Annotated in this window: 17 protein-coding genes; 6 read left to right on the top strand and 11 right to left on the bottom strand. The window is 61.5% G+C overall.

The features are described from left to right. The first annotated feature begins 21 nt into the window (after window positions 1-21). Window positions 22-1,026 carry a substrate-binding domain-containing protein gene (locus tag ACWUKX_RS18875; RefSeq protein ID WP_456008374.1) on the top strand — a complete coding sequence of 335 codons (1,005 nt, stop codon included), beginning with the start codon at window positions 22-24 and terminating at the stop codon, window positions 1,024-1,026. A gap of 181 nt (window positions 1,027-1,207) precedes the next feature. Further along, window positions 1,208-2,284, top strand: a complete 1,077-nt coding sequence (locus ACWUKX_RS18870; RefSeq protein WP_456008372.1) for a Gfo/Idh/MocA family protein — start codon at window positions 1,208-1,210, stop codon at window positions 2,282-2,284. A gap of 640 nt (window positions 2,285-2,924) precedes the next feature. Here the strand turns inward: ACWUKX_RS18870 and ACWUKX_RS18865 are convergent. Beyond that, window positions 2,925-3,239 carry a hypothetical protein gene (locus ACWUKX_RS18865; RefSeq protein WP_456008370.1) on the bottom strand — a complete coding sequence of 105 codons (315 nt, stop codon included), beginning with the start codon at window positions 3,237-3,239 and terminating at the stop codon, window positions 2,925-2,927. A 46-nt stretch (window positions 3,240-3,285) separates the two neighbouring features. Between ACWUKX_RS18865 and ACWUKX_RS18860 the strand changes: the two genes are divergently transcribed. Beyond that, the gene (locus ACWUKX_RS18860) at window positions 3,286-3,471 is read left to right on the top strand and encodes a hypothetical protein (RefSeq protein WP_456008369.1); all 186 of its coding nucleotides are present in this window, start codon (window positions 3,286-3,288) and stop codon (window positions 3,469-3,471) included. Between the two features lie 157 nt (window positions 3,472-3,628). Here ACWUKX_RS18860 and ACWUKX_RS18855 read toward each other — a convergent pair whose 3' ends face one another. The 4 genes from ACWUKX_RS18855 to ACWUKX_RS18840 all read right to left on the bottom strand — a co-directional run bounded on the left by ACWUKX_RS18855 (window position 3,629) and on the right by ACWUKX_RS18840 (window position 11,801). Continuing rightward, complete coding sequence (locus ACWUKX_RS18855) at window positions 3,629-6,811, bottom strand: efflux RND transporter permease subunit (protein WP_456008367.1); 3,183 nt, start codon at window positions 6,809-6,811, stop codon at window positions 3,629-3,631. Further along, the gene (locus tag ACWUKX_RS18850; protein WP_456008365.1) at window positions 6,808-8,019 is read right to left on the bottom strand and encodes an efflux RND transporter periplasmic adaptor subunit; all 1,212 of its coding nucleotides are present in this window, start codon (window positions 8,017-8,019) and stop codon (window positions 6,808-6,810) included. Before ACWUKX_RS18850 ends, ACWUKX_RS18855 begins: the two co-directional genes overlap by 4 nt. 462 nt (window positions 8,020-8,481) lie before the next feature. Beyond that, window positions 8,482-10,800 (bottom strand): mechanosensitive ion channel family protein, encoded by a 2,319-nt coding sequence (locus tag ACWUKX_RS18845; RefSeq protein ID WP_456008363.1) that lies wholly within the window; start codon window positions 10,798-10,800, stop codon window positions 8,482-8,484. Between the two features lie 560 nt (window positions 10,801-11,360). Continuing rightward, window positions 11,361-11,801: a hypothetical protein gene (locus ACWUKX_RS18840; protein ID WP_456008361.1), complete on the bottom strand. Its 441-nt coding sequence runs from the start codon at window positions 11,799-11,801 to the stop codon at window positions 11,361-11,363. A 285-nt stretch (window positions 11,802-12,086) separates the two neighbouring features. Between ACWUKX_RS18840 and ACWUKX_RS18835 the strand changes: the two genes are divergently transcribed. Continuing rightward, a complete protein-coding gene (locus ACWUKX_RS18835; RefSeq protein ID WP_456008359.1) occupies window positions 12,087-13,337 on the top strand; it encodes a calcium-binding protein in 1,251 nt (416 codons plus the stop codon). Further along, window positions 13,298-13,591, top strand: a complete 294-nt coding sequence (locus ACWUKX_RS18830) for a hypothetical protein (RefSeq protein ID WP_456008358.1) — start codon at window positions 13,298-13,300, stop codon at window positions 13,589-13,591. The genes ACWUKX_RS18835 and ACWUKX_RS18830 overlap by 40 nt, the downstream gene beginning before the upstream one ends. Before the next feature lie 179 nt (window positions 13,592-13,770). On the opposite strand, the gene ACWUKX_RS18825 is transcribed toward ACWUKX_RS18830, so the two are convergent. Then, the gene (locus ACWUKX_RS18825; RefSeq protein ID WP_456008356.1) at window positions 13,771-14,103 is read right to left on the bottom strand and encodes a hypothetical protein; all 333 of its coding nucleotides are present in this window, start codon (window positions 14,101-14,103) and stop codon (window positions 13,771-13,773) included. A gap of 11 nt (window positions 14,104-14,114) precedes the next feature. Between ACWUKX_RS18825 and ACWUKX_RS18820 the strand changes: the two genes are divergently transcribed. Then, window positions 14,115-14,270: a DUF1127 domain-containing protein gene (locus ACWUKX_RS18820; RefSeq protein WP_456008354.1), complete on the top strand. Its 156-nt coding sequence runs from the start codon at window positions 14,115-14,117 to the stop codon at window positions 14,268-14,270. Window positions 14,271-14,822: 552 nt separating this feature from the next. Here the strand turns inward: ACWUKX_RS18820 and ACWUKX_RS18815 are convergent. The 5 genes from ACWUKX_RS18815 to pcaD are packed head-to-tail and all read right to left on the bottom strand — an operon-like array spanning window position 14,823 to window position 18,448. Then, complete coding sequence (locus ACWUKX_RS18815; RefSeq protein ID WP_456008353.1) at window positions 14,823-15,881, bottom strand: 3-carboxy-cis,cis-muconate cycloisomerase; 1,059 nt, start codon at window positions 15,879-15,881, stop codon at window positions 14,823-14,825. Beyond that, complete coding sequence (pcaG, locus tag ACWUKX_RS18810) at window positions 15,878-16,492, bottom strand: protocatechuate 3,4-dioxygenase subunit alpha (RefSeq protein WP_192355342.1); 615 nt, start codon at window positions 16,490-16,492, stop codon at window positions 15,878-15,880. Before pcaG ends, ACWUKX_RS18815 begins: the two co-directional genes overlap by 4 nt. Then, entirely contained in the window at window positions 16,492-17,250 is a 759-nt protein-coding gene (pcaH, locus tag ACWUKX_RS18805) for a protocatechuate 3,4-dioxygenase subunit beta (protein WP_456008351.1), read from the bottom strand. Before pcaH ends, pcaG begins: the two co-directional genes overlap by 1 nt. Further along, a complete protein-coding gene (gene pcaC, locus ACWUKX_RS18800) occupies window positions 17,247-17,651 on the bottom strand; it encodes a 4-carboxymuconolactone decarboxylase (RefSeq protein WP_456008349.1) in 405 nt (134 codons plus the stop codon). Before pcaC ends, pcaH begins: the two co-directional genes overlap by 4 nt. Next, window positions 17,648-18,448, bottom strand: a complete 801-nt coding sequence (gene pcaD / locus ACWUKX_RS18795) for a 3-oxoadipate enol-lactonase (protein ID WP_456008458.1) — start codon at window positions 18,446-18,448, stop codon at window positions 17,648-17,650. Before pcaD ends, pcaC begins: the two co-directional genes overlap by 4 nt. Window positions 18,449-18,450: the final 2 nt, after the last annotated feature.

Here is an 18,450-nt window from a genome sequence, read left to right as displayed (position 1 = left end):
AGTAACAATGTGGAGGAACCAGTGAAGAAATATGTTTTGACGGCTGCTGTGGCGTTTTCCGCGCTGATGGCAGGGCAGGCCTATGCGCAGCAAAAGTATGTCTTCGCGCTTGTGCCGAAGAACATGAACAACCCGTTCTTTGACCAGGCCCGTGACGGCTGCAAGAAGGCGGAAGCGGAAGCCAACGGCGCCTTCGAATGCATGTATATCGGCCCCGGCGAGCATGGCGGCGGCGATGAGCAGGTGCAGATCGTGCAGGATCTGGTGGCCAAGAAGGTCGACGGCATCGCCGTGGCCCCTTCGAACGCCGCGGCAATGGCCGTCGCGCTCGAGGCCGCCAAGGAAGCAGGTATTCCCGTGCTTACCTGGGACTCGGACGTGCTGCCGGAGAACAAGGACCTGCGTGTTGCCTATGTCGGCACCCACAATTACGAGATCGGCGTCAATCTCGCCAAGATCGTGCAGACCATCAAGCCGAGCGGCGGCACCATCTGCATCCAGTCGGGCGGTGCTGCCGCGGCCAACCACAATGAGCGCATGAAGGGCATACGCGATACGCTGGCTGGCAAGGAGTCGGCCGCCTCGCCGGGTGATGCCCTGACCGGCCAGAACGGCTGGACCGAAGCGCCGGGCTGCCCGCTCTATACCAACGACGACTTCCCTCTGTCGGTTCAGCAGTTCCAGGACTTCATGGCGAAGACGCCAAACCTCGACGCCTTCGTCCCGACAGGCGGCTTTCCGCAATTCATACCGGATGCCAATCGCGCTGCGGTCGAGCCGTACAAGGATAAGATTGCCAAGAAGGAGCTGGCGCTGGTCGTCGCCGACACGCTGCCGGTGCAGATGGACCAGATGAAGGAAGGCCTGTCGCTAGGCCAGGTCGGACAGCGGCCGTTCGAAATGGGCTACAAGACCATGCTGGCGCTGAAGGACATGAAGGACGGCAAGCCGGCGCCGGACGACCCGACCTACACCGGCCTCGACGTCTGCACCCCCGAAACCGCCGACACCTGCATCGCAAAGTAGGCGAGGCGCACAACTCTGCGGCGGGCGAGGGGAGACTCTCGCCCGCCTTTGCCCCCTGAGAGGCGACAACAAACCCATCGGGCGACTGGCTCAAATCGACCGCGCCGTCAGGCATCTGAGACGCTCCGCTGGCCACATCATTGAGGACAAGTGCCGGGAGTGATCCCATCCGGAGGACCAATTGAGAAAGATACGATATGCCGTGGTGGGCGCGGGCTGGATTGCACAGGAAGCCTTCTTGCCGAGTGTGTCCCAGACCGGAAACTCGACGATCACTGCGATCGTCAGCGGCTCGGCCAAAAACGCCGCGAAGCTCGCCGAATTCTACGGCGTGGAACATGTCTTCAGCTACGAGCAGTACGTCCAGATGCTCGCATCGGACGTCGCGGATGCGGTCTATGTGGCATTGCCGAACTCCTTGCACGCCGACTATGCGATCCAGGCCCTAAGAGCCGGCAAGCATGCGCTTGTTGAGAAGCCGCTAGCCACAACCGAGGCGGAATGCGAGGCGATGATCGCCGCCGCCAAGGAGAGCGGTACCTACTTGATGACCGCGTATCGGCTGCACAACGAGCCCGGCACTGTCGAGCTGTTGGAGCATATCCGCAGCGGCGAGATCGGCGATCCCCGCATCTTTGCCGCGGTCTTCTCATTCGTGGCGTCGCCCGACAATCACCGTCTCAAACCCGGCTATTGGGGCGGTCCCTTGCAGTACATCGGCGTCTACTGCCTGAATGCCGCGCGCCATATCTTTGCCGCCGAGCCGATCGAGGCAGTCGCGGTAAAGAGTTTCGGCAACGGCAGCGCCGTCGTCGGGGCGGTCGAGGAGAGCATTGCCGTGACGCTGCGCTTCCCCGAGGGCCGGCTTGCACAGTTCATTGCCAGCTTCGGCGCGGACAATTCGGATTTTTACCATGTGGCCGGAACGAAGGGGAGCGTAACGGCCGACCCGGGCTTCCGTTTCGAGACTGCCGTGCGAATGAAGCTTCGGCATCGCGACATCAGTACCGAAAAGACGTTCCCGCAAACAGACCATTTCGCCGGACAGACCGCGTATTTCTCCGACTGCATCCTGAACGCACAACCGCCTGAACCGGATGGGGGAGAGGGGCTTGCCGACGTGCGCGCCCTGCTTGCCATCGAGCGCGCCGCCAGCACCGGTCAGCCTCAGAAGATAGACACGCCGGCCCGGCAGGTTCATCCTACTGCGGATATGATCCGCATCTTGCCGACAACGCACCAGCGGCTGCTTCTCTGACGCGTTTTTCGTCCCGCAGAGCATGCAGGACTCATTGCGAACGGGCATCGCGTTACATCGTTGGTGGTGGGACAAAAACATCGAAAAACATCGAAAAACATTGGAAGAGATTTGAACGAAAATTTCTCCCACTGATCTCCAAGTACTTGAATTTCCATCATTTCCAAACATCCTCCGGGCCCACCAAATCCATCGCTTAAGTGTCATTACTTTTTCTATTTTCTGCCCACGCATTGGACTCGAACCCGCGACCGTGAGGGGCTCGTCAGCTTGGCTGACGGTGGCTACGGCGAGGCTGAGGCCGAGTAATGAGCGGCTGATCGACGAGGACTTCGGCCCTCCATTTAGCCCGACGGGCGGCTGAAGCGGCGGCCCATGGAACGCTATGAGGCTGCAAACATTTATCCCCGAGATCCGCGCGTTCACCTCAGTCGGTTTCGAGACCTTCGCGAGCATAAAGGATCCAGGATCGATAAAGCTGATTGAGCCCAGGCGGCGAAGCCATTGATGGCTCGAGAGCAGTCCTTGCGCCTACGATTGGCGTTTTGCCGCCGCGCCAGTCCGCGAAAGGGCCAGCCATGGCGGCAAAGCAGCGCAGTAAAGCCCCGATCCCCAAATACCCGCTCTGGATCACTCTGCCCTATACGCTTTTTGTCGCCGTGCTCACGCCGGTATACTGGTTGCGATACGGCCCGGCAATTTCCTGTGGTTCTCCGATATTGCGCTCTTTGCCGTGCTGATCGCGTTGTGGACCGGCAGCCGACTCCTCTATTCGATGATGGCAGTCGGCGTTCTGCCGCTCGAGTTCGCCTGGTTGGCGGACTTCGTGACCGGCGGCAAGCTGACCGGGCTCGCTGCCTACATGTTCGATCCAAGCGAGCCCGCATATGCGAGGGCGCTGTCCGGCTTTCATTTGTTCATGCCGGTCATCATTATTTTCATGCTGATCCGGCAAGGCTACGACCGCCGCGCGTTCAAAAGCGCAGACCGCTCTCGCCTGGGTGGTACTGGTTGCAAGTTACTGGTTCACCCGGCCCGACGAGAACATCAACTGGGTGCACGGGTTTGGTCCGGAGCCGCAGAAGATCTTGCCGCCACGCATGTATCTCGGCCTGTACATGGTGCTCCTGCCCCTGGTCGCCTACTTGCCGGTCCATCTCGTATGGAAACGGCTGTTCCGGCCGTAGGCGGCCATGCGGAGACGACCGGCGAATTCCAATGCGCTGCGCGACCGGCCGAGGAGGTAGCGCCGATGCAAGCAGGCGAGGGAGCGCAGCGCCAGACACCAGATCTGCGGCCTTTCGGTTCGAGTTGGGGTAGCTCGGCGCCTCATCGGCTCGGCGTCTACTCGGCTGCGCCGCTCTCGGAAGCCAGGGTCGGGCCGGCTTCAGGCCGCCTGCGCCGGAATGTCCTGCGCAGAGCAACGTAGAAGACCGGCGTCAGGAAGAGGCCGAACAACGTCACGCCCAGCATGCCGGAGAACACGGCCGTGCCGAGCGATTGGCGCATTTCCGCGCCAGGCCCGCTGGCGATCACCAGCGGCACCACGCCCAGGATAAAGGCGAATGCCGTCATCAGGATCGGCCGCAGCCGCAGCCGGCAGGCCTCGACAGCCGCCTCGACGGGGTCAAGGCCGCGCTCCTCACCTTGGCGCGCGAACTCGACGATCAGGATCGCGTTCTTCGCCGCCAGGCCGATGAGCACGATTAGCCCGATCTGCACGAGGATGTTGTTGTCGAGACCGCGGAAGGCGACGCCCAGGAGGGCCGCCAGCACGCTGAGCGGGACGATAAGCACGATGGCGAAGGGCGTAATCCAGCTTTCGTATAGCGCGGCGAGCGCCAGAAAGACGAACAGAACCGACAGGCCGAAGATGAAGACCGCCGTGTTGCCGGTCTGCCGCTCCTGGAAGGCGAGTTCAGTCCATTCGAAGGAAGTGCCCTGCGGCAGCGATTCGGCTGCGATCCCCTCCATCAGGTCGAGCGCCGTGCCCGTGGCGACACCCGGCGCTGCATTGCCCTGCAGCGGCACGGAGACATACATGTTGTAGCGCTGCACGAGCGAGGGACCGGTGACGTCGCGGATCTCGATCAGTGTGCCGAGCGGCACCAGGTCGCCGGCCGCCGAGCGCACCTTCAGCTTCAATATGTCGTCGCGATCGATGCGGAAAGCCTGGTCGGCTTGCGCCCGCACCTGGTAGACGCGACCGAAGGCATTGAAATCGTTGACATAGGCGGTGCCTAGATTGATCGACAGCGTCTCGAAGATGTTGGGGATCGGCACGTTCAGCATACGCGCCTTGTCGCGGTCGATCGCCAGGAAGAATTGCGGGCTGGACGCCGAGAAGGTGGTGAAGACGCCCATCAACCCGGGCGTCTGGTTGGCCTTGCCGGCGATTTCGTTGGCCAGCGCCAGAATCGGCAGCATGTCGGCGCTGTTGCGCTCCTGGAGCATCATCTTGAAGCCGCCGGAGTTGCCGATGCCCCGCACTGGCGGCGGCGGCAGCGCGATGATGAAGGCCTCCTGGATGCTTTGCAGGCTGCCAAACAGCGTGCCGATGATCTTGTCGGAAGTATCGCCGCTCTCGAGCCGTTCCTCGAAGCTCTTGAATGGCGCGAAGATCACGCCGGAATTGCTGGCGTTGGTGAATGTCGCGCCGTTGAATCCTGCGAAGGCGACGGCGTTGGCGACACCCGGCGTCTTGCGGATGATATCCGACGCCTTCTGGATGACTGCGTCCGTTCGGGCGAGCGAAGAGCCCTCCGGCAATTGCACGACGACGATCGCATAACCCTGGTCCATGTTCGGGATGAAGCCGCGCGGCACCGTCTGCAGCATGTGATAGGTCGCGTAGAGCAGGCCTGCGAAGACGAGCAGCATGGCGGCAAGCGCCAGAGTCGTGCCGACCAGTCTGTGCACCAGCCACGCATAGCCGTGCGCCATCCTGTCGAACCCGTTGTTGAACCCGTTCGCCAGAGCGCGGCCGAACCTTGCCAGGAAGAAGTTCGAATGTTCCTCGCTGTGCGGCTTGAAAAGCACGCCAGCGAGGGCCGGCGAAAGCGTCAGCGAGTTGAATGCGGAGATCGCGGTGGAGACCGCGATGGTGATGGCGAACTGCAGGTAGAACTGGCCGGAAATCCCGGGAATGAAAGCCGCCGGAACGAAGACGGAGATCAGCACCAGCGAGATCGCGAGGACCGCGTTTCCCACTTCATCCATGGTCTTGTGCGCAGCGGCGCGCGGAGCGAGCCCCAGCCGGATGTTCCGCTCGATATTTTCCACAACCACGATGGCGTCGTCGACAACGATGCCGACCGCCAGCACCAGCCCGAACAGAGTGAGCATGTTGAGCGAGAAGCCGAAGGCGAGCAGCACGGCAAGCGTGCCGATCAGCGAGACCGGTATCGCCACGATCGGCACGATCGCCATGCGCCATGACTGCAGGAACACGATGATGACGATCACCACCAGCAGGATCGCCTCGGCGATGGTGACATAGACCTCGTTGATAGATTCGGCGATGAACTCGGTCGGATTGTAGATGATCTCGTAGGCCAGCCCCTCCGGGAAATCCTCCGAAAGCTCCGCGATGGTCTTCTGGATTTCTTCCGCCGAGGCCAAGGCATTGGTGCCCGGCCGCTGGAAGATGCCGAGCGCCACCGCCGCCTTGTTGTTGAGATAGGAATTGGTGACGTAGTCCCTGGCGCCGAGCTCTATGCGCGCCACGTCCTGCAGGGAGATCAAGCGGCCGTCCTCGGTCGACTTGACTATGACATAGCGGAAGTCGCGCGCGTCTTCGAAGCGCCCTTGCGTGGTGACCGTATACTGGAAGGCCGAGCCGTCGCCAATCGGCGGCGCGCCGATCGAGCCGCCCGACACCTGGACGTTCTGGTCGCGCAGCGCCTGGACTACGTCGCCTGCGGTCATGCCGTAGGCGGACAGCTTTTCCGGGTCGAGCCAGACGCGCAGCGAATATTCGCGCTCGCCGAAGATCTGCACATCCCCGACGCCGTCCAGTCTCAGCAGGACGTCGCGCACGCGCGAACGCGCATAATTCGAGACGTAGAGCTGATCATATGTGTCGTCGGGCGACAGCATATGGATGACCATCATCAGGTCGGGCGAACTTTTCGCCGTGGTGATGCCGAGCCGGCGCACCTCTTCCGGCAGGCGCGCTTCGGCGATCGAGACGCGGTTCTGGACGAGCACCTGCGCCGCGTCGAGATCGGTGCCGGGGCGGAAGGTGATGGTGAGCGACATCGAGCCTTCGCCGGAGGAATAGGACGACATGTAGAGCATGTGCTCGACGCCGTTGATTTCCTGTTCAATCGGCGTCGCCACGGTCGCGGCGACCGTCTCGGCGTCGGCGCCCGGATAGGAGGCGCGCACCACGATGGTCGGTGGCGCGATTTCGGGATATTGCGCGACCGGAAGCTGCGTATAGGCGATGCCGCCGACGATCACGAGCACGATCGACAGCACCGCCGCGAAGATCGGGCGGTTGACGAAGAAATGGGCGAAGTTCATTGCGTCTGCCCTTCGGCTTCACCCTTGGGCGGCAACGTGGTCATCTCGGACTTGACGGTGACGCCCGGCCGCACTCGCACCAGCCCGTTGATTACCACTGTCTCTTCGCCGGTGAGGCCCTCGCGGATAACGCGATAGCCGTCGATGCGCGGGCCGGTGCGGACCGGCTTGGCCGAGATCAGGCCTGCCTCGTCGACAACGAAGACGATGCGGCGGTTCTGGTCGGCGCCGATCGCCTCATCAGGCAGAAGCACGCCCGGATGCGGCAGCGAGCCGGGCACGTTGATGCGGCCGAACATGCCCGGCTGCAGCACGCCGTCCTTGTTGTCGAAGCGCGCCCTGGCCCGCATCGTGCCGGTAGCTTCGTCCAGACGGTTCTCGGCGAAGTCGAGCTTGCCCTTGAACGTCGCTTCATCACGGTCGGCGACACGGACGACAACATCGACGCCGCCGGCGCCCTCCTGCATGACGCCGCCGCGCTCGCGGGCGTCGCGCGCATAAGAGAAGTAGGTCCGCTCATCGATGTCGAAATAGAAGTCGATCGGGTCGATCGAGACGATGGTGGTCAGCACGGTCTGGTCGGCCTGCACCAGATTGCCCGGCGAGATGAGCCGGCGGTCGACCCGGCCGGAAAACGGCGCCTTGATCTCGGTGAATTCGAGATCGAGACTTGCGTTTTCAAGTGCCGCCTCCGCGCCGTCCAGTTGCGCTTGGGCGGCGAGATATTCGCGGCGGCGGTCGTCCAGTGTCGAAACCGGTATGTTGCCTTCGCGCGACAGGGTCTCGGCGCGCTCGAACTGCATCTTGCTGAACTCGACCAGGGTCTTGGCCGAGTCGACCTGCGCCTGCGCCTGGTTCAGCGCCGCCTTGAACGGCCGCTGGTCGATGGTGAACAGGAGGTCGCCCTGCTTGACCAGCGTACCGTCCTGGAAATGGACCTGGTCGAGATAGCCGCCGACGCGGGAGCGCAGCGAAACCTGGTCGACGGCTTCGAAACGGCCGACGAACTCATCGTCCTCGACGATATCGCGCACCAGCGGCTTGGCTACCGTGACGACGGGCGCGGGAGGCGCTTCCTGCGCCTGTGCGGCCGGGGCCGCGAGCAAGCCGATCGCCGCGAAGGCCGCGGCGGCGAGCCATTTTGCAGGGACGTTTCTGCTGGAGGGGGCGGCCAGAGAATCGTGGCGGAGGCGTTCAGTGTGAACCATGGTTACCCCTCGTAGTCGGCCCTTCATGCGAAGTCCGTAACATCTAGGCAGCGGGTGTGCCGCACAAATCAATTTTTTGAACTGACCACCACAACCGACAGCTTGCTATAGAACAAACATCGAACATCATCAACCTTGACAAGGACTCGGCTAACCGGGGAGCGCGAACGCACATCTCGCGTTTATCCGCTGCGTAGGCATCGCCATGCGCTCGAGCTAAAGCGGATCTGACGAGCCATTGCGCATCCCGACGTGCGGCGGATCGCCTCCGCGCCGCGTTGGCAACGATCTTGGTTGGCACATGGCGTGACTTGCGCTGGTGCGGACCTGGGTGCGAATACAACTTTCCAGGCGTCGATTGCCATGCCGGCGGCTGGCCGAACGAGCAGCGCAATGCGCACGTCGTTGTCGAAATCCTCGCCGTGGAAAGCCGCGCTGTGACCGGCAGGTGTCACAGCTTTCCTACTCCGTTGTGCTAGCTTTTTTTCTGCGCCGATTGGTGTGCGACTGCGCGACGGCCATTTCCAACTCGGGTGTGATCTCCAACGGCGCATTTTCTGCCCCATGTGGGTTCTGTAGCCCCTGGACCTGGACGGTCGGAAATGGGAGTTCGATGCCCTGCTCCTTGAAGACCTGGCGGATGCGTACATAGAATTTGCGCTTCATACCGAAGGCGCCTCCGGGTCGGGTTGTGGCCTTGACCCTCAATACGATGCCGTACTCGCCGAACTCCTGTACGCCCTGCATCTTGATCGGCTCGAGCACCCAGGGCTTGAACTCCGGATCTTCTGCCAGTTCGAGGCCGATTCGCTTGATCAACTTGCGCGCGAAGTCGATATCGGTGTCATAGCCAACGGTGATGTTGAATTTGTCGGTAACCCAGTCACGACTCTGGTTCTGGACTGCCCCGAGTTCGCCGAACGGTATGGTGAAGAGCGGTCCACGATGGTGGCGCAGCTTCACCGAGCGCAACGAAAAGCTCTCCACCGTACCCCTGTAGCTGCCCGATGAAATGTATTCGCCGACGCGAAAAGCATCGTCGAGCAGATAAAACACGCCTGAGATCACGTCCTTGACGATGGTTTGTGCGCCAAAACCCACGGCGACGCCGACGACGCCAGCGCCGGCGATCAGCGGGCCGATCTGGATACCCATCGAGGCGAGCATCATCAACACTGCCATCACGACGATCAATGCAAGCAGAATGTTTTGGATGATCGGCAACAGCGTATGCAGCCGCGCCTGATGCGGATCGAGGGTCCGGACTTCCTCGTCGCCGATCACCGCGTGCGGTATTTCGATGCCCAGCTTTCGCTCGATCAAAGCCTTGATGATAGACCAGCCGAAATCGGCTGCGAGGGCAATGACCACGACATTGATCAAGCCGCGCAATATTAACGTCGTCGTCGTATCGCTGTCCCGCATGGATTGCATGTTCAGGCCCCAAACACGCGCGAGAAAGTAGGCCGCCGCCAGGATCAAAATCATCCGGATTCCGCGATCGACGACAGCGATCGTCACCGCCGGGATCGTAGGCCGGCCGAAATCTTCCGAACCCGGCCGCAGGACGAAATTAACCCCGCGCTGCGTCAGCACGATTGCCAAAGGCAGGAAGAATGCGGCGAAGGTAAACCAGAAGAATACATAAAGGCCGGCGATGCGCTGCAGGAACAGAGCGACGAAATAAGCAGTCAATAACCATGTCGCCCCCGAGTGGTGCGCACCGTCTCGCTGCGTTCTTGGCCGACGCCAAACGGCAAGCAGAAAGAGCAAAAGCAGTACGAAATCGGCGCCCAGTGACAGGACCATCATTCCGTCCTGATCGATGCCGAGACCGGGCAAGAGGATGAACGCGGCGCCGAAGAAGGCGAAGACGCCGACGATCCGGGGTAGCCAATAGGACCAATGGTCAGCCGCTTCGTTGGTGATCGGCAAAGCACGAACCTCGACGGCGTTCTCGACGTTCATGAAGGAAGGGACGAGCACGGCCATGACGTACATGCGCGCACCCCATGTAACGACTGCCGCCATCAGAAATGTCAGTACAATCTCGCGGATAAGCATTGGCCAGTCGAAGAGCATGAACGCGCCGGCGCTGCCCAATGCGAACGAGACGATCAGCATGCTGGAATAAAGCGCGCGACCACCAATCTTCTTGGCTCGCCCAATGGGCGTATCCTTCGGTTGCGCGATAATCCAAAGACGAAATGGACGGGTGAACTTGTAGGTTGCCCAAGTGAGCGCCAGGCCGGCTGCGATGAACATCGCAATCAGCATGAATACGCCAGCAGACCCCTTGCTGGACATATCCTCCATGGTCTTTGCCCGAACGTGCGCGAACTGCCCTGGCAGCAGGGGCAAAGTTTGCACGATTGTTTCGATATGATGCCTGATCCGATCGAGCGTCGAGGATGCCATCGTATTCATCTGGCCTGGTGCGGCAACGGCGTCGGACGATGTGTCGGTCGGCGAAGCTCCTGCCTCGGCGGGCGCTCCGGTTGACCCGGCGTCCTGATTTCGTTGTTCGGCCACCCAGGCCTTCACCGACGGATCGTCGAGAAGGTCGAATAGCTGTTTGACCCTTTCAGGCGGGACGGTCGCCGGCGCCTGCGCCTGAGCCGGACCGGCCAACAAGAGGGCGATCCCAAAGACGAGCGGCCTGGCAATCAGGACTAACATCGCCGTCAGATCTCCGAGACGTCGTGCCAGGCGCGCCAGGTTCCTGGCTCCCAATCGTCGAATCATGAGTGGCCTTCCGGTCAAATCGGCAAGCAACGACATCTATGTCCGTTGTTGCCCTACCTTGAAGAAACCGATGCTACGGTGCAAGACGTCATCGTTCCGAGTTCTGCGCCGGGTACTTGGCGGCGTTTATTTAGCCGCCGGGGCAGGGCATTCCGACCTCGGCCCAGGCCTACAGCCGTTCTACGCCGAAATCGTCTTCGTGGCAGCGAACTGGACAAAGTTATCGGCGGCGATGGCCGGCCTTCCTAACCGAAAGGGCGCGTCTTCATCGATACTAATTGTCGCGGAACCAAACGGAATGATACGGGGAGCTTTTTCGATTTCGGGCCACGAAAAACACAACGAAATCAACAGTCTTAATATGTCCTCCGGCCTACCATCCAGTCCACCCGATTTCCGGGGTTTCCATCCGTCTCAGAATAGCTCCGGCATTTCCGTGGGTGAGCGCCCGGTATTGGGGCAACACTTGGCTGAGACGCCGCAGTGAGCGTCCAAAACACCTGACTTTGGCCGTCCGTCTCTGTCGGGCGAATAGCGTAGCCAACTGTTTGGCAAAGCGATGGTTGGCTGATCCGCCAGATGCACGCCGGATTGTGTCAGAAGCCGAGGAGGGCACCCTGGCTGGTCCAGGCGTGTGGCAGGTCAGAGACGCGCGAGAGCCTGTGCGCCGTTAGTTCGACAGGTTGATCACCTGCAACGATACTGGCAGCAATTTTCGGGGCAAGGAAAGCGAAAGGCAGGAGGCGGCTGACCTCGGATGTGTCGGTGCCGTTGAGCATGGCAACGTCGGTGAGGCTGCGGCCGGCTCCGTCCGTAAGTTGGCCGAGATATAAGTGGGCTCGACGCAAAAGGTCAATCAAAGCGCCGTCAGGTTCTCGGTTGCCGTGAGATCCGTCTGTAAGGACGATCCGGGTTTCGACGCCACGCCGCCTCATACCGATTGCACATTCGATGGAAGTGACCTGGGCGCTATCTCCCGGTAGACTCCGGTCGAGAAGCAATTCCGACAGCGAGCGGCGATCCAGTTCGATGGTCAATGATCCGGGCTTGAGGGTGGTGCTGCGAACTATCTTTTGGAGCAGAGATCGTTTCGCGTCCGCAGTGCCTGATGCCTCAGCACGACCGCATCTCGTCGGCTCGCCGCATCGCCAACTGGATTTCGCCAGCGTCGACCCATTGCCGAATCCAATCAGACAGTTCGGAATTAACCACATTCGAAGAAGGCGAAGGGCGGTTGGGTTTGTCACCGATCCGTCTCGCGTAACATGTTACTGTTGGAATTGGGGGCATCCGCAGCACGTCCAGGCGCAAAGGCAAGGAAGATGCCGACCTTAAGCAATGGCAGTGAACTCATCGTATGGAACGAACCCGAGAATCCCAATCCGACCCCTGACTCGGTCCTTTTCAGCATTACGGAAACAGACGGCGACGTAATCGGACCGATAGGCGCAAAGCCGGATTTCCCTTTCGGTGGGATCGAACTAGCTTCGGTCGATGTCTTTGACGGCTTCTTCACCATCACCAGCTTCACCCACGAGGGCAGGACCGAAACTTGGACGACAGTGGAAACGCAGGTCTTCGACAACGAAGGCAATTTTCTCCGCACCGTGTCCGACCAGGCGGCCTTCCAGTCGGTCCAGATCGTCTCGATCAGCGCCGACAGCCCCGACGACCTTACCGTGACATGGATCGGGGCGAACGAATATTTCGGCGGCGAAAACACCCAATACGGTCAGCACCAGATCATCTTGAAAGGGGGCGTGCTTCAGTCCGACACCTTCGTTAATCACGCGCCCACCGTTGCCGACCTGGACTTGTCGATTTCGGAGGCGCAATCTCTCGACGACGTCAAGTTCAGCGCGACAGATGCCGACTACGATCTCTTGAACTTTATCGTCTTGGACGGGCCGGACAGCGGCACCCTGGAGCAGGAGACGAGTTTCGACGGTAACTACTACCCGTTTCACCAGGGTCATTATGGCTCTACCCTGCACTATCATGCGGATTTTCTGAGCGGAAACCTGTTCGACTACACACCGGAGGCCGGCTTCATCGGCACCGACAGCTTTACGGTTTACGCTACGGACGGCCAGGGCAACAGCAATGTGGCGACGATTACGATCACCGTCACTCCGCCGGCCGAATCCATTACCCTGACCGACGCCAAAAACAGCGCGAGCTACGCAAGCCATGATCATGCCGTGCTCGTCGCCGCGCTGGGCGGGGGCGACCGCATCAGCGGCACCCCGTTCAACGATACGCTCGACGGCGGTGCCGGCCACGACCAGCTGTTCGGCGGCGCGGGCGCGGACGACATCATTGGAGGCGCGGGCACCGATTGGCTGAAGGGCGGCGCTGGCGATGACGAGATCAGCGGTGGTGAGAGCGCAGACGGCGTCCGCGGTGACACTGGCGACGACGTCCTCGACGGCGGCGCCGGCTCCGACGACATGCGAGGTGGTGCTGGCGACGACACCTCAACGGCGGCGCCGGCCGCGACCGGCTGGCCGGCGAGGGGGGCAGCGATGTCTTCGTGTTCGACGCACTTGGGCCGGCGAACTACGACAGGATAGAAGACTTCAATGCGCTCGACGATGTGTTCTGGCTGGACAGCTCCGCATTCGTCGGGCTGTCGGCCGGCTCGCTTTTCGCTGCGGTTTTCGTCGTCGGCAAGCACGCCATGGATGACAGCGACCACATCGTTTACGACAAGCAGACCGGCGATCTGCTGTTCGATGTGGACGGGGCAGGAGGAGCGGCGGCTGTCAAGTTTGCCGCCGTGGACCCGAGCACATTCCTCACAGTGGACGACTTCTTCGTGTTATAGGCGGCGCATGGGTGGGGCGCAGCTACATAGACCGGGCGTGATCGCGCCCTGCGCAGGATTTCCCTCCCCATTGCGCAGTAAGGGGCGTCAGGGCTCATCCGAGCCTTCATGACCCGACTGGGACGGCCTAGGCCGGACGGCGCTGGAGCCCGGCCGGGGCATGAGTGCCAGCATGCGGCTCAACTGGCGGCCGATCGACGCGTGAGGCTTACCGGATCGGCGTCTCGCCGCGAAACAGCGGCTGGTGCGCCCGCATCAAACAACCTCAGATCGTCCCAGTCGATATCCATTTTACAGAAATGAAAAACTCCTTGCGACCGTGGCTGTAGCGCGAAGCGGGCATCACACGCAAGTATGCAGGCATTGGAGACGTTGGACAATCCTGCTTGGAGGGACAGTGACAAGCCGCCTCGGCTGGCCAAAAAGCCAGCGTAATCCTTTCGATCGCACAGCGCTTCGCGCAGATGCTTTGCGCTTTCGACCAACCCAAGCGCGCGGGCATTCTGCGCCAAAGGAGACGATCATGTTGTATAAACTTCGACACCGTTTCGCCCGCTGGCTTGCCTATCGCCAGACGCTTGCAAGCTTGACGCAGGCCCCAGACAGCACACTGGCGGATGCTGGCATTTCTCGCGAAGAGATCCGCGAGCATGCCCGCCACGCCAGCCTGCGTCGTTGAGATAATGGAGGCGGGGCATCCAGATGATGGAGCTTTGGGATCGCCGCTCGGTACCGCGCATCGGGATCGGCACTTGGGCGGCGGGTGGCGCCGCGCGCTGGCGTGACCCCGCGTCCATCAATGGCGAGGCAGCCTGCAGCGCAATTGTATGGACGTCGCGCTGCTGCGTATCCGATCGAGCGCGCCGGCGAGGTGTTCGGTACGCTCCGGTCTGTTGCACCAGGAGGGCAAGATCGGCGGCTGTTGGCGCGAGGGAGGATAGGGTCGCTATCTTCGACTGTTTGGCTGTCGCGGAACTATACCGAACGATACGGGAAGAGTTCTGATTTTGGCCCACGAGAAAGCCATGAAATCAACGTTCCCGGCACACCTCCGGGCCCCCAATACCTTATGGCCAACTTTGCTGTGAAGTGGGCCAATCGAGCTTCGCTTTCCCCGCAGTACTCAGTTTGATTTTTCTCGCACGAGCACGATCCAAGGGTCATGCCGGGACGCCCAGTCATTCTCCAACCCCACCCCGGGCAGGGTTAACCGAGTTCTAGACTAGTGGGATCAGTCAACCTTGCCTCCGATTGCCGCTATGGTTCGGACCAGCCTGTCCGCAACACAGGTCGATGCTCCAGCCGCCATGAGCATCTGCGGCAAGATCAACCATTCCAGCGTCCAGGCTGCACCAGAGCGCTCTTGCTCATGGATCAGCGCATGATGCATTCCCGACAATTGGACTGCGTTGTAGCGGGCAAGCGTCACCAGCATCTCGGCGTCGATGGGATTGCGCTTGTGCGCCATGGCGGACGATGAACCGCCGCCCGCCCGTTGGAGCTCGTCGCCTGCCTGCGCCATCAGCGCAATGTCCTGCCCGAATTTGCCGAGGCCGCCCGTCACAAGCGACAGCCAGTTGGCGAGTTCAGCGATGCGGTCGCGCTGGCTGTGCCATTGCGGCGCGTCGCCGAGGCTTAGCCGCAGGGCCAGCGCGGCACGGATGGCGGCGTCCTTGTTTGCGAACTTCTCGAGTGTCCCGACGGCGCCGCCGAACTGGATGACGAGAACCGATCCTCGCACCGATTGAAGCCGCTCGAGGTGGCGCACGAGCGGTTCGCGCCAGCTTGTGACGCGGTCGGCTACGGAAATCGGAATCGCTGCCTGCATTCGGGTTCGGGCCATCAGCGGGCGATCGCCAAACCGATGGCCGAGATCGGCGAAGGCGACCACCAGAGCCGAAAGCCGTTCTTCCAATAGGTCGATACAGGCGCGAATTCTCAGGATCATGGCCGTGTCGATCACGTCCTGGCTAGTCGCACCGAAATGCACATGCTCCGAATGCGGCTCTCCCACAGCATGCCTAATCTGCCGCACGAGCTCCGGCACCATGACGCCGTCGCGCTCCGTTCCGTCCCTCAGGGCCTGGATTTCCGGCCGGAAGTTGTCGAGGACGCGTCCGATTGCGCTTGCTGCAGCCGCCGGGACGATGCCGAGTGCACCTTCTGCGTCGGCGAGCGCTTTCTCGAATTGCAGCATCGTCGCAAGTTCGGCCTCGACGCCGAGCAGCGTCGCCATCTTCTCATCGCCGAGAAGCCCGGACAGGAGGGGATTGTCGAATGCTGCGATCATATGTCGAAGAAGACCGTCTCGTTAATGCCCTGGAGATGAATGTCGAACTTATAGATGTCGCCGTCGCGCGGCGCGACCAGCGTCGACACGCGCTCTCTTTGCTCAATGCGCATCAGGACGGGATCCTCGGCGTTGGCCGTTTCCTCGTCGCTGAAATACATGCGGGTGTGGAGGCCAATGTTGATTCCGCGCGCGACGATCCAGACAGTCAGATGCGGCGCCATCTTGCGGCCGTCAAAAAAGGGCACGCGACCGGGTTTGATGGTTTCGAACATGCATTCGCCCGTCGTCATGTCGGTGGGCAGCCGGCCCCAGCCGGTAAAATTCGGGTCGGCGGAGCCGCGCAGATCCGAGGGCGAATTGTAGATGCCGGCGGCGTCCGCCTGCCAGATCTCGACAAGCGCGTCCTTCAGCGGCGATCCGGCGCCGTCGATCACCCGGATGTTGACCCTGATGCGTTCGCCCCTGGTCTTGTCGTTGACCATCGCGGTGCCAAGGTCGCGTTCATAGACGCCCGAGATACCGGCAAAGTTGGGCGTCAGCCCTATATGGACGTAGGGTCCCGCGGTCTGCGAGGCGCTTTCCTTCAGCCGACCGAGAGCCTGGACCATCAGTTGCCCTCGATGCGGTTTTCGAACAGCGTCGAGCGGCGGCCGCGCAGTACAATGTCGAATTTGTATGCCCGCGCATCCATCGGTATCGTTGCCTCCATGTCGAGCGCGGCGGTGAGGCCTTCAATCGCACGGCGGTCGTTGATGGTCCGCACGATCGGGCACCTCCAGATCATCGGGTCGCCCTCGAAATACATCTGGGTGATCAAGCGCTGCGCGAAGCCGTGCCCGAAGATCGAGAAATGGATGTGAGCTGGACGCCAGTCGTTGGGTCCGTTGGGCCAGGGATACGGCCCCGGCTGGATCGTGCGGAAACAATAGGAGCCATCCTCGCCAGTGATGGTGCGGCCGCAGCCGCCGAAGTTGGGATCGAGTGGCGCGAGATAAGTCTCCTTCTCGTGTCGATAGCGTCCGCCGGCGTTGGCCTGCCATACCTCCAGCAGCGCACCGGCGACGCCGATGCCGCGCTCGTCGAGTAGGCGGCCATAGACGAGGATGCGCGGCCCGATCGCGCTTTCGCCCGGCCCGGCAAAATTGTGTATGAGGTCATTGTCCAGTTCACCGAGAATATTGTGGCCGAAGACCGGCCCCGTAAGCTCCGACAGGGTGTTGTCGAGGGAAAGAAGCGGCCGTTGCGGCGAGCGCAGCACGGAAGTCTTGTAGGCTGGCGTGAAGGCCGGCGGATGCCAGTTGCGGTCGCGCTGAAAGAAGGTGCCGATTTCCGGCGTGCGGTTGGCGGGAAAGCGCGAGTTGGTCATGATTTGCCGGCTTGAGCGTCCATTTCGTCGAACGTCTTCCTGGCGATCTTCATCGCATGATTTGCCGCCGGTACCCCGGCATAGATTGCCACATGCAGCAGCGCTTCGCGTATGTCGTCGCGCGTCGCCCCGGTATTGGCGCTGGCGCGGATATGCATCGCAACCTCTTCGTCCTGCTTCAGCGCGGCGAGCAGCGCGATGGTGATCATAGAACGCTCGCGCTTGGTAATGTTCGGCCGCGACCAGACGTGGCTCCATGCAGCCTCCGTGATCAGTTCCTGGAAAGGAATGTCGAATTCGGTCTTGGCCGCCTCTGCGCGGTCGACATGGGCGTCACCCAGCACCGAACGGCGCGTCGCCATCCCTTCGACGTATCGGTCGCCGTGTTGTGGCTTGCTCATTTGCGCTCTCTTCGCATGTCGTTCAGGAAGCCACGGATTAGCCCGGCGAGCCTTTCCGGCCGCTCGACGCATGGGATGTGGCCCGCACCGGCGATGACCTCGAACTGTGCGGCGGGGATTGAGCGGGCCAGCGATTCCACCAGTTTAGGCGGCGTCGATCCGTCTTGATCGCCGACAATGCAGAGTGTCGGCACTTTGATCGCGGCGGTCGTAGCGGTGAAATCGGCGTCGCGGATAGCCGCGCAGGCAGCAGTGTAGCCGGCCGGATCCTGGCGCGTCAGCATCGTTTTATAACCCGCAAGTTCCTCGCCGCGATTCTTATGGAAATCCGGCGTGAACCATTTTCGCATCACGTCGTCGGCAAAGCTCGCTATGCCCTCCGACAGGGCCGCGTTGATGCGCCCGTTCCACATCTCGGCCGTACCAATTTTCGCTGCCGTATCGCAAAGGATCAACGCCTCGATCAAATCCGACCGCGTCTTGTAGAGGCATTGCGCAATGACGCCGCCGATCGAAAGCCCGCAGATCACCGCGCGCTTTACGCCAAGATGGTCGAGCAGCCCTGCAAGGTCCGTCGCATGGGTCTCGATTGTTTGCGGCGCGCCACCCAGTTCGCTCAGGCCGTGTCCGCGCTTGTCAAACGCAACGAACGTACAGTCGTCGGCGAGCCTTCGCTCGACCTCGTTCCAGATGCGCATATCCGTGCCGAGCGAGTTCGCGAAGACGACCGTCGGCCTGCCAACTGCGGGACGATGCCGGTAGTGGATCGTCGCGCCATTAATGCGAGCAAAGTTCATAC

This window comes from Mesorhizobium sp. f-mel, assembly GCF_053850215.1.
The sequence above is the reverse complement of the archived record's forward strand: the minus strand, read 5'-3'. Positions and strand labels throughout refer to the sequence as shown.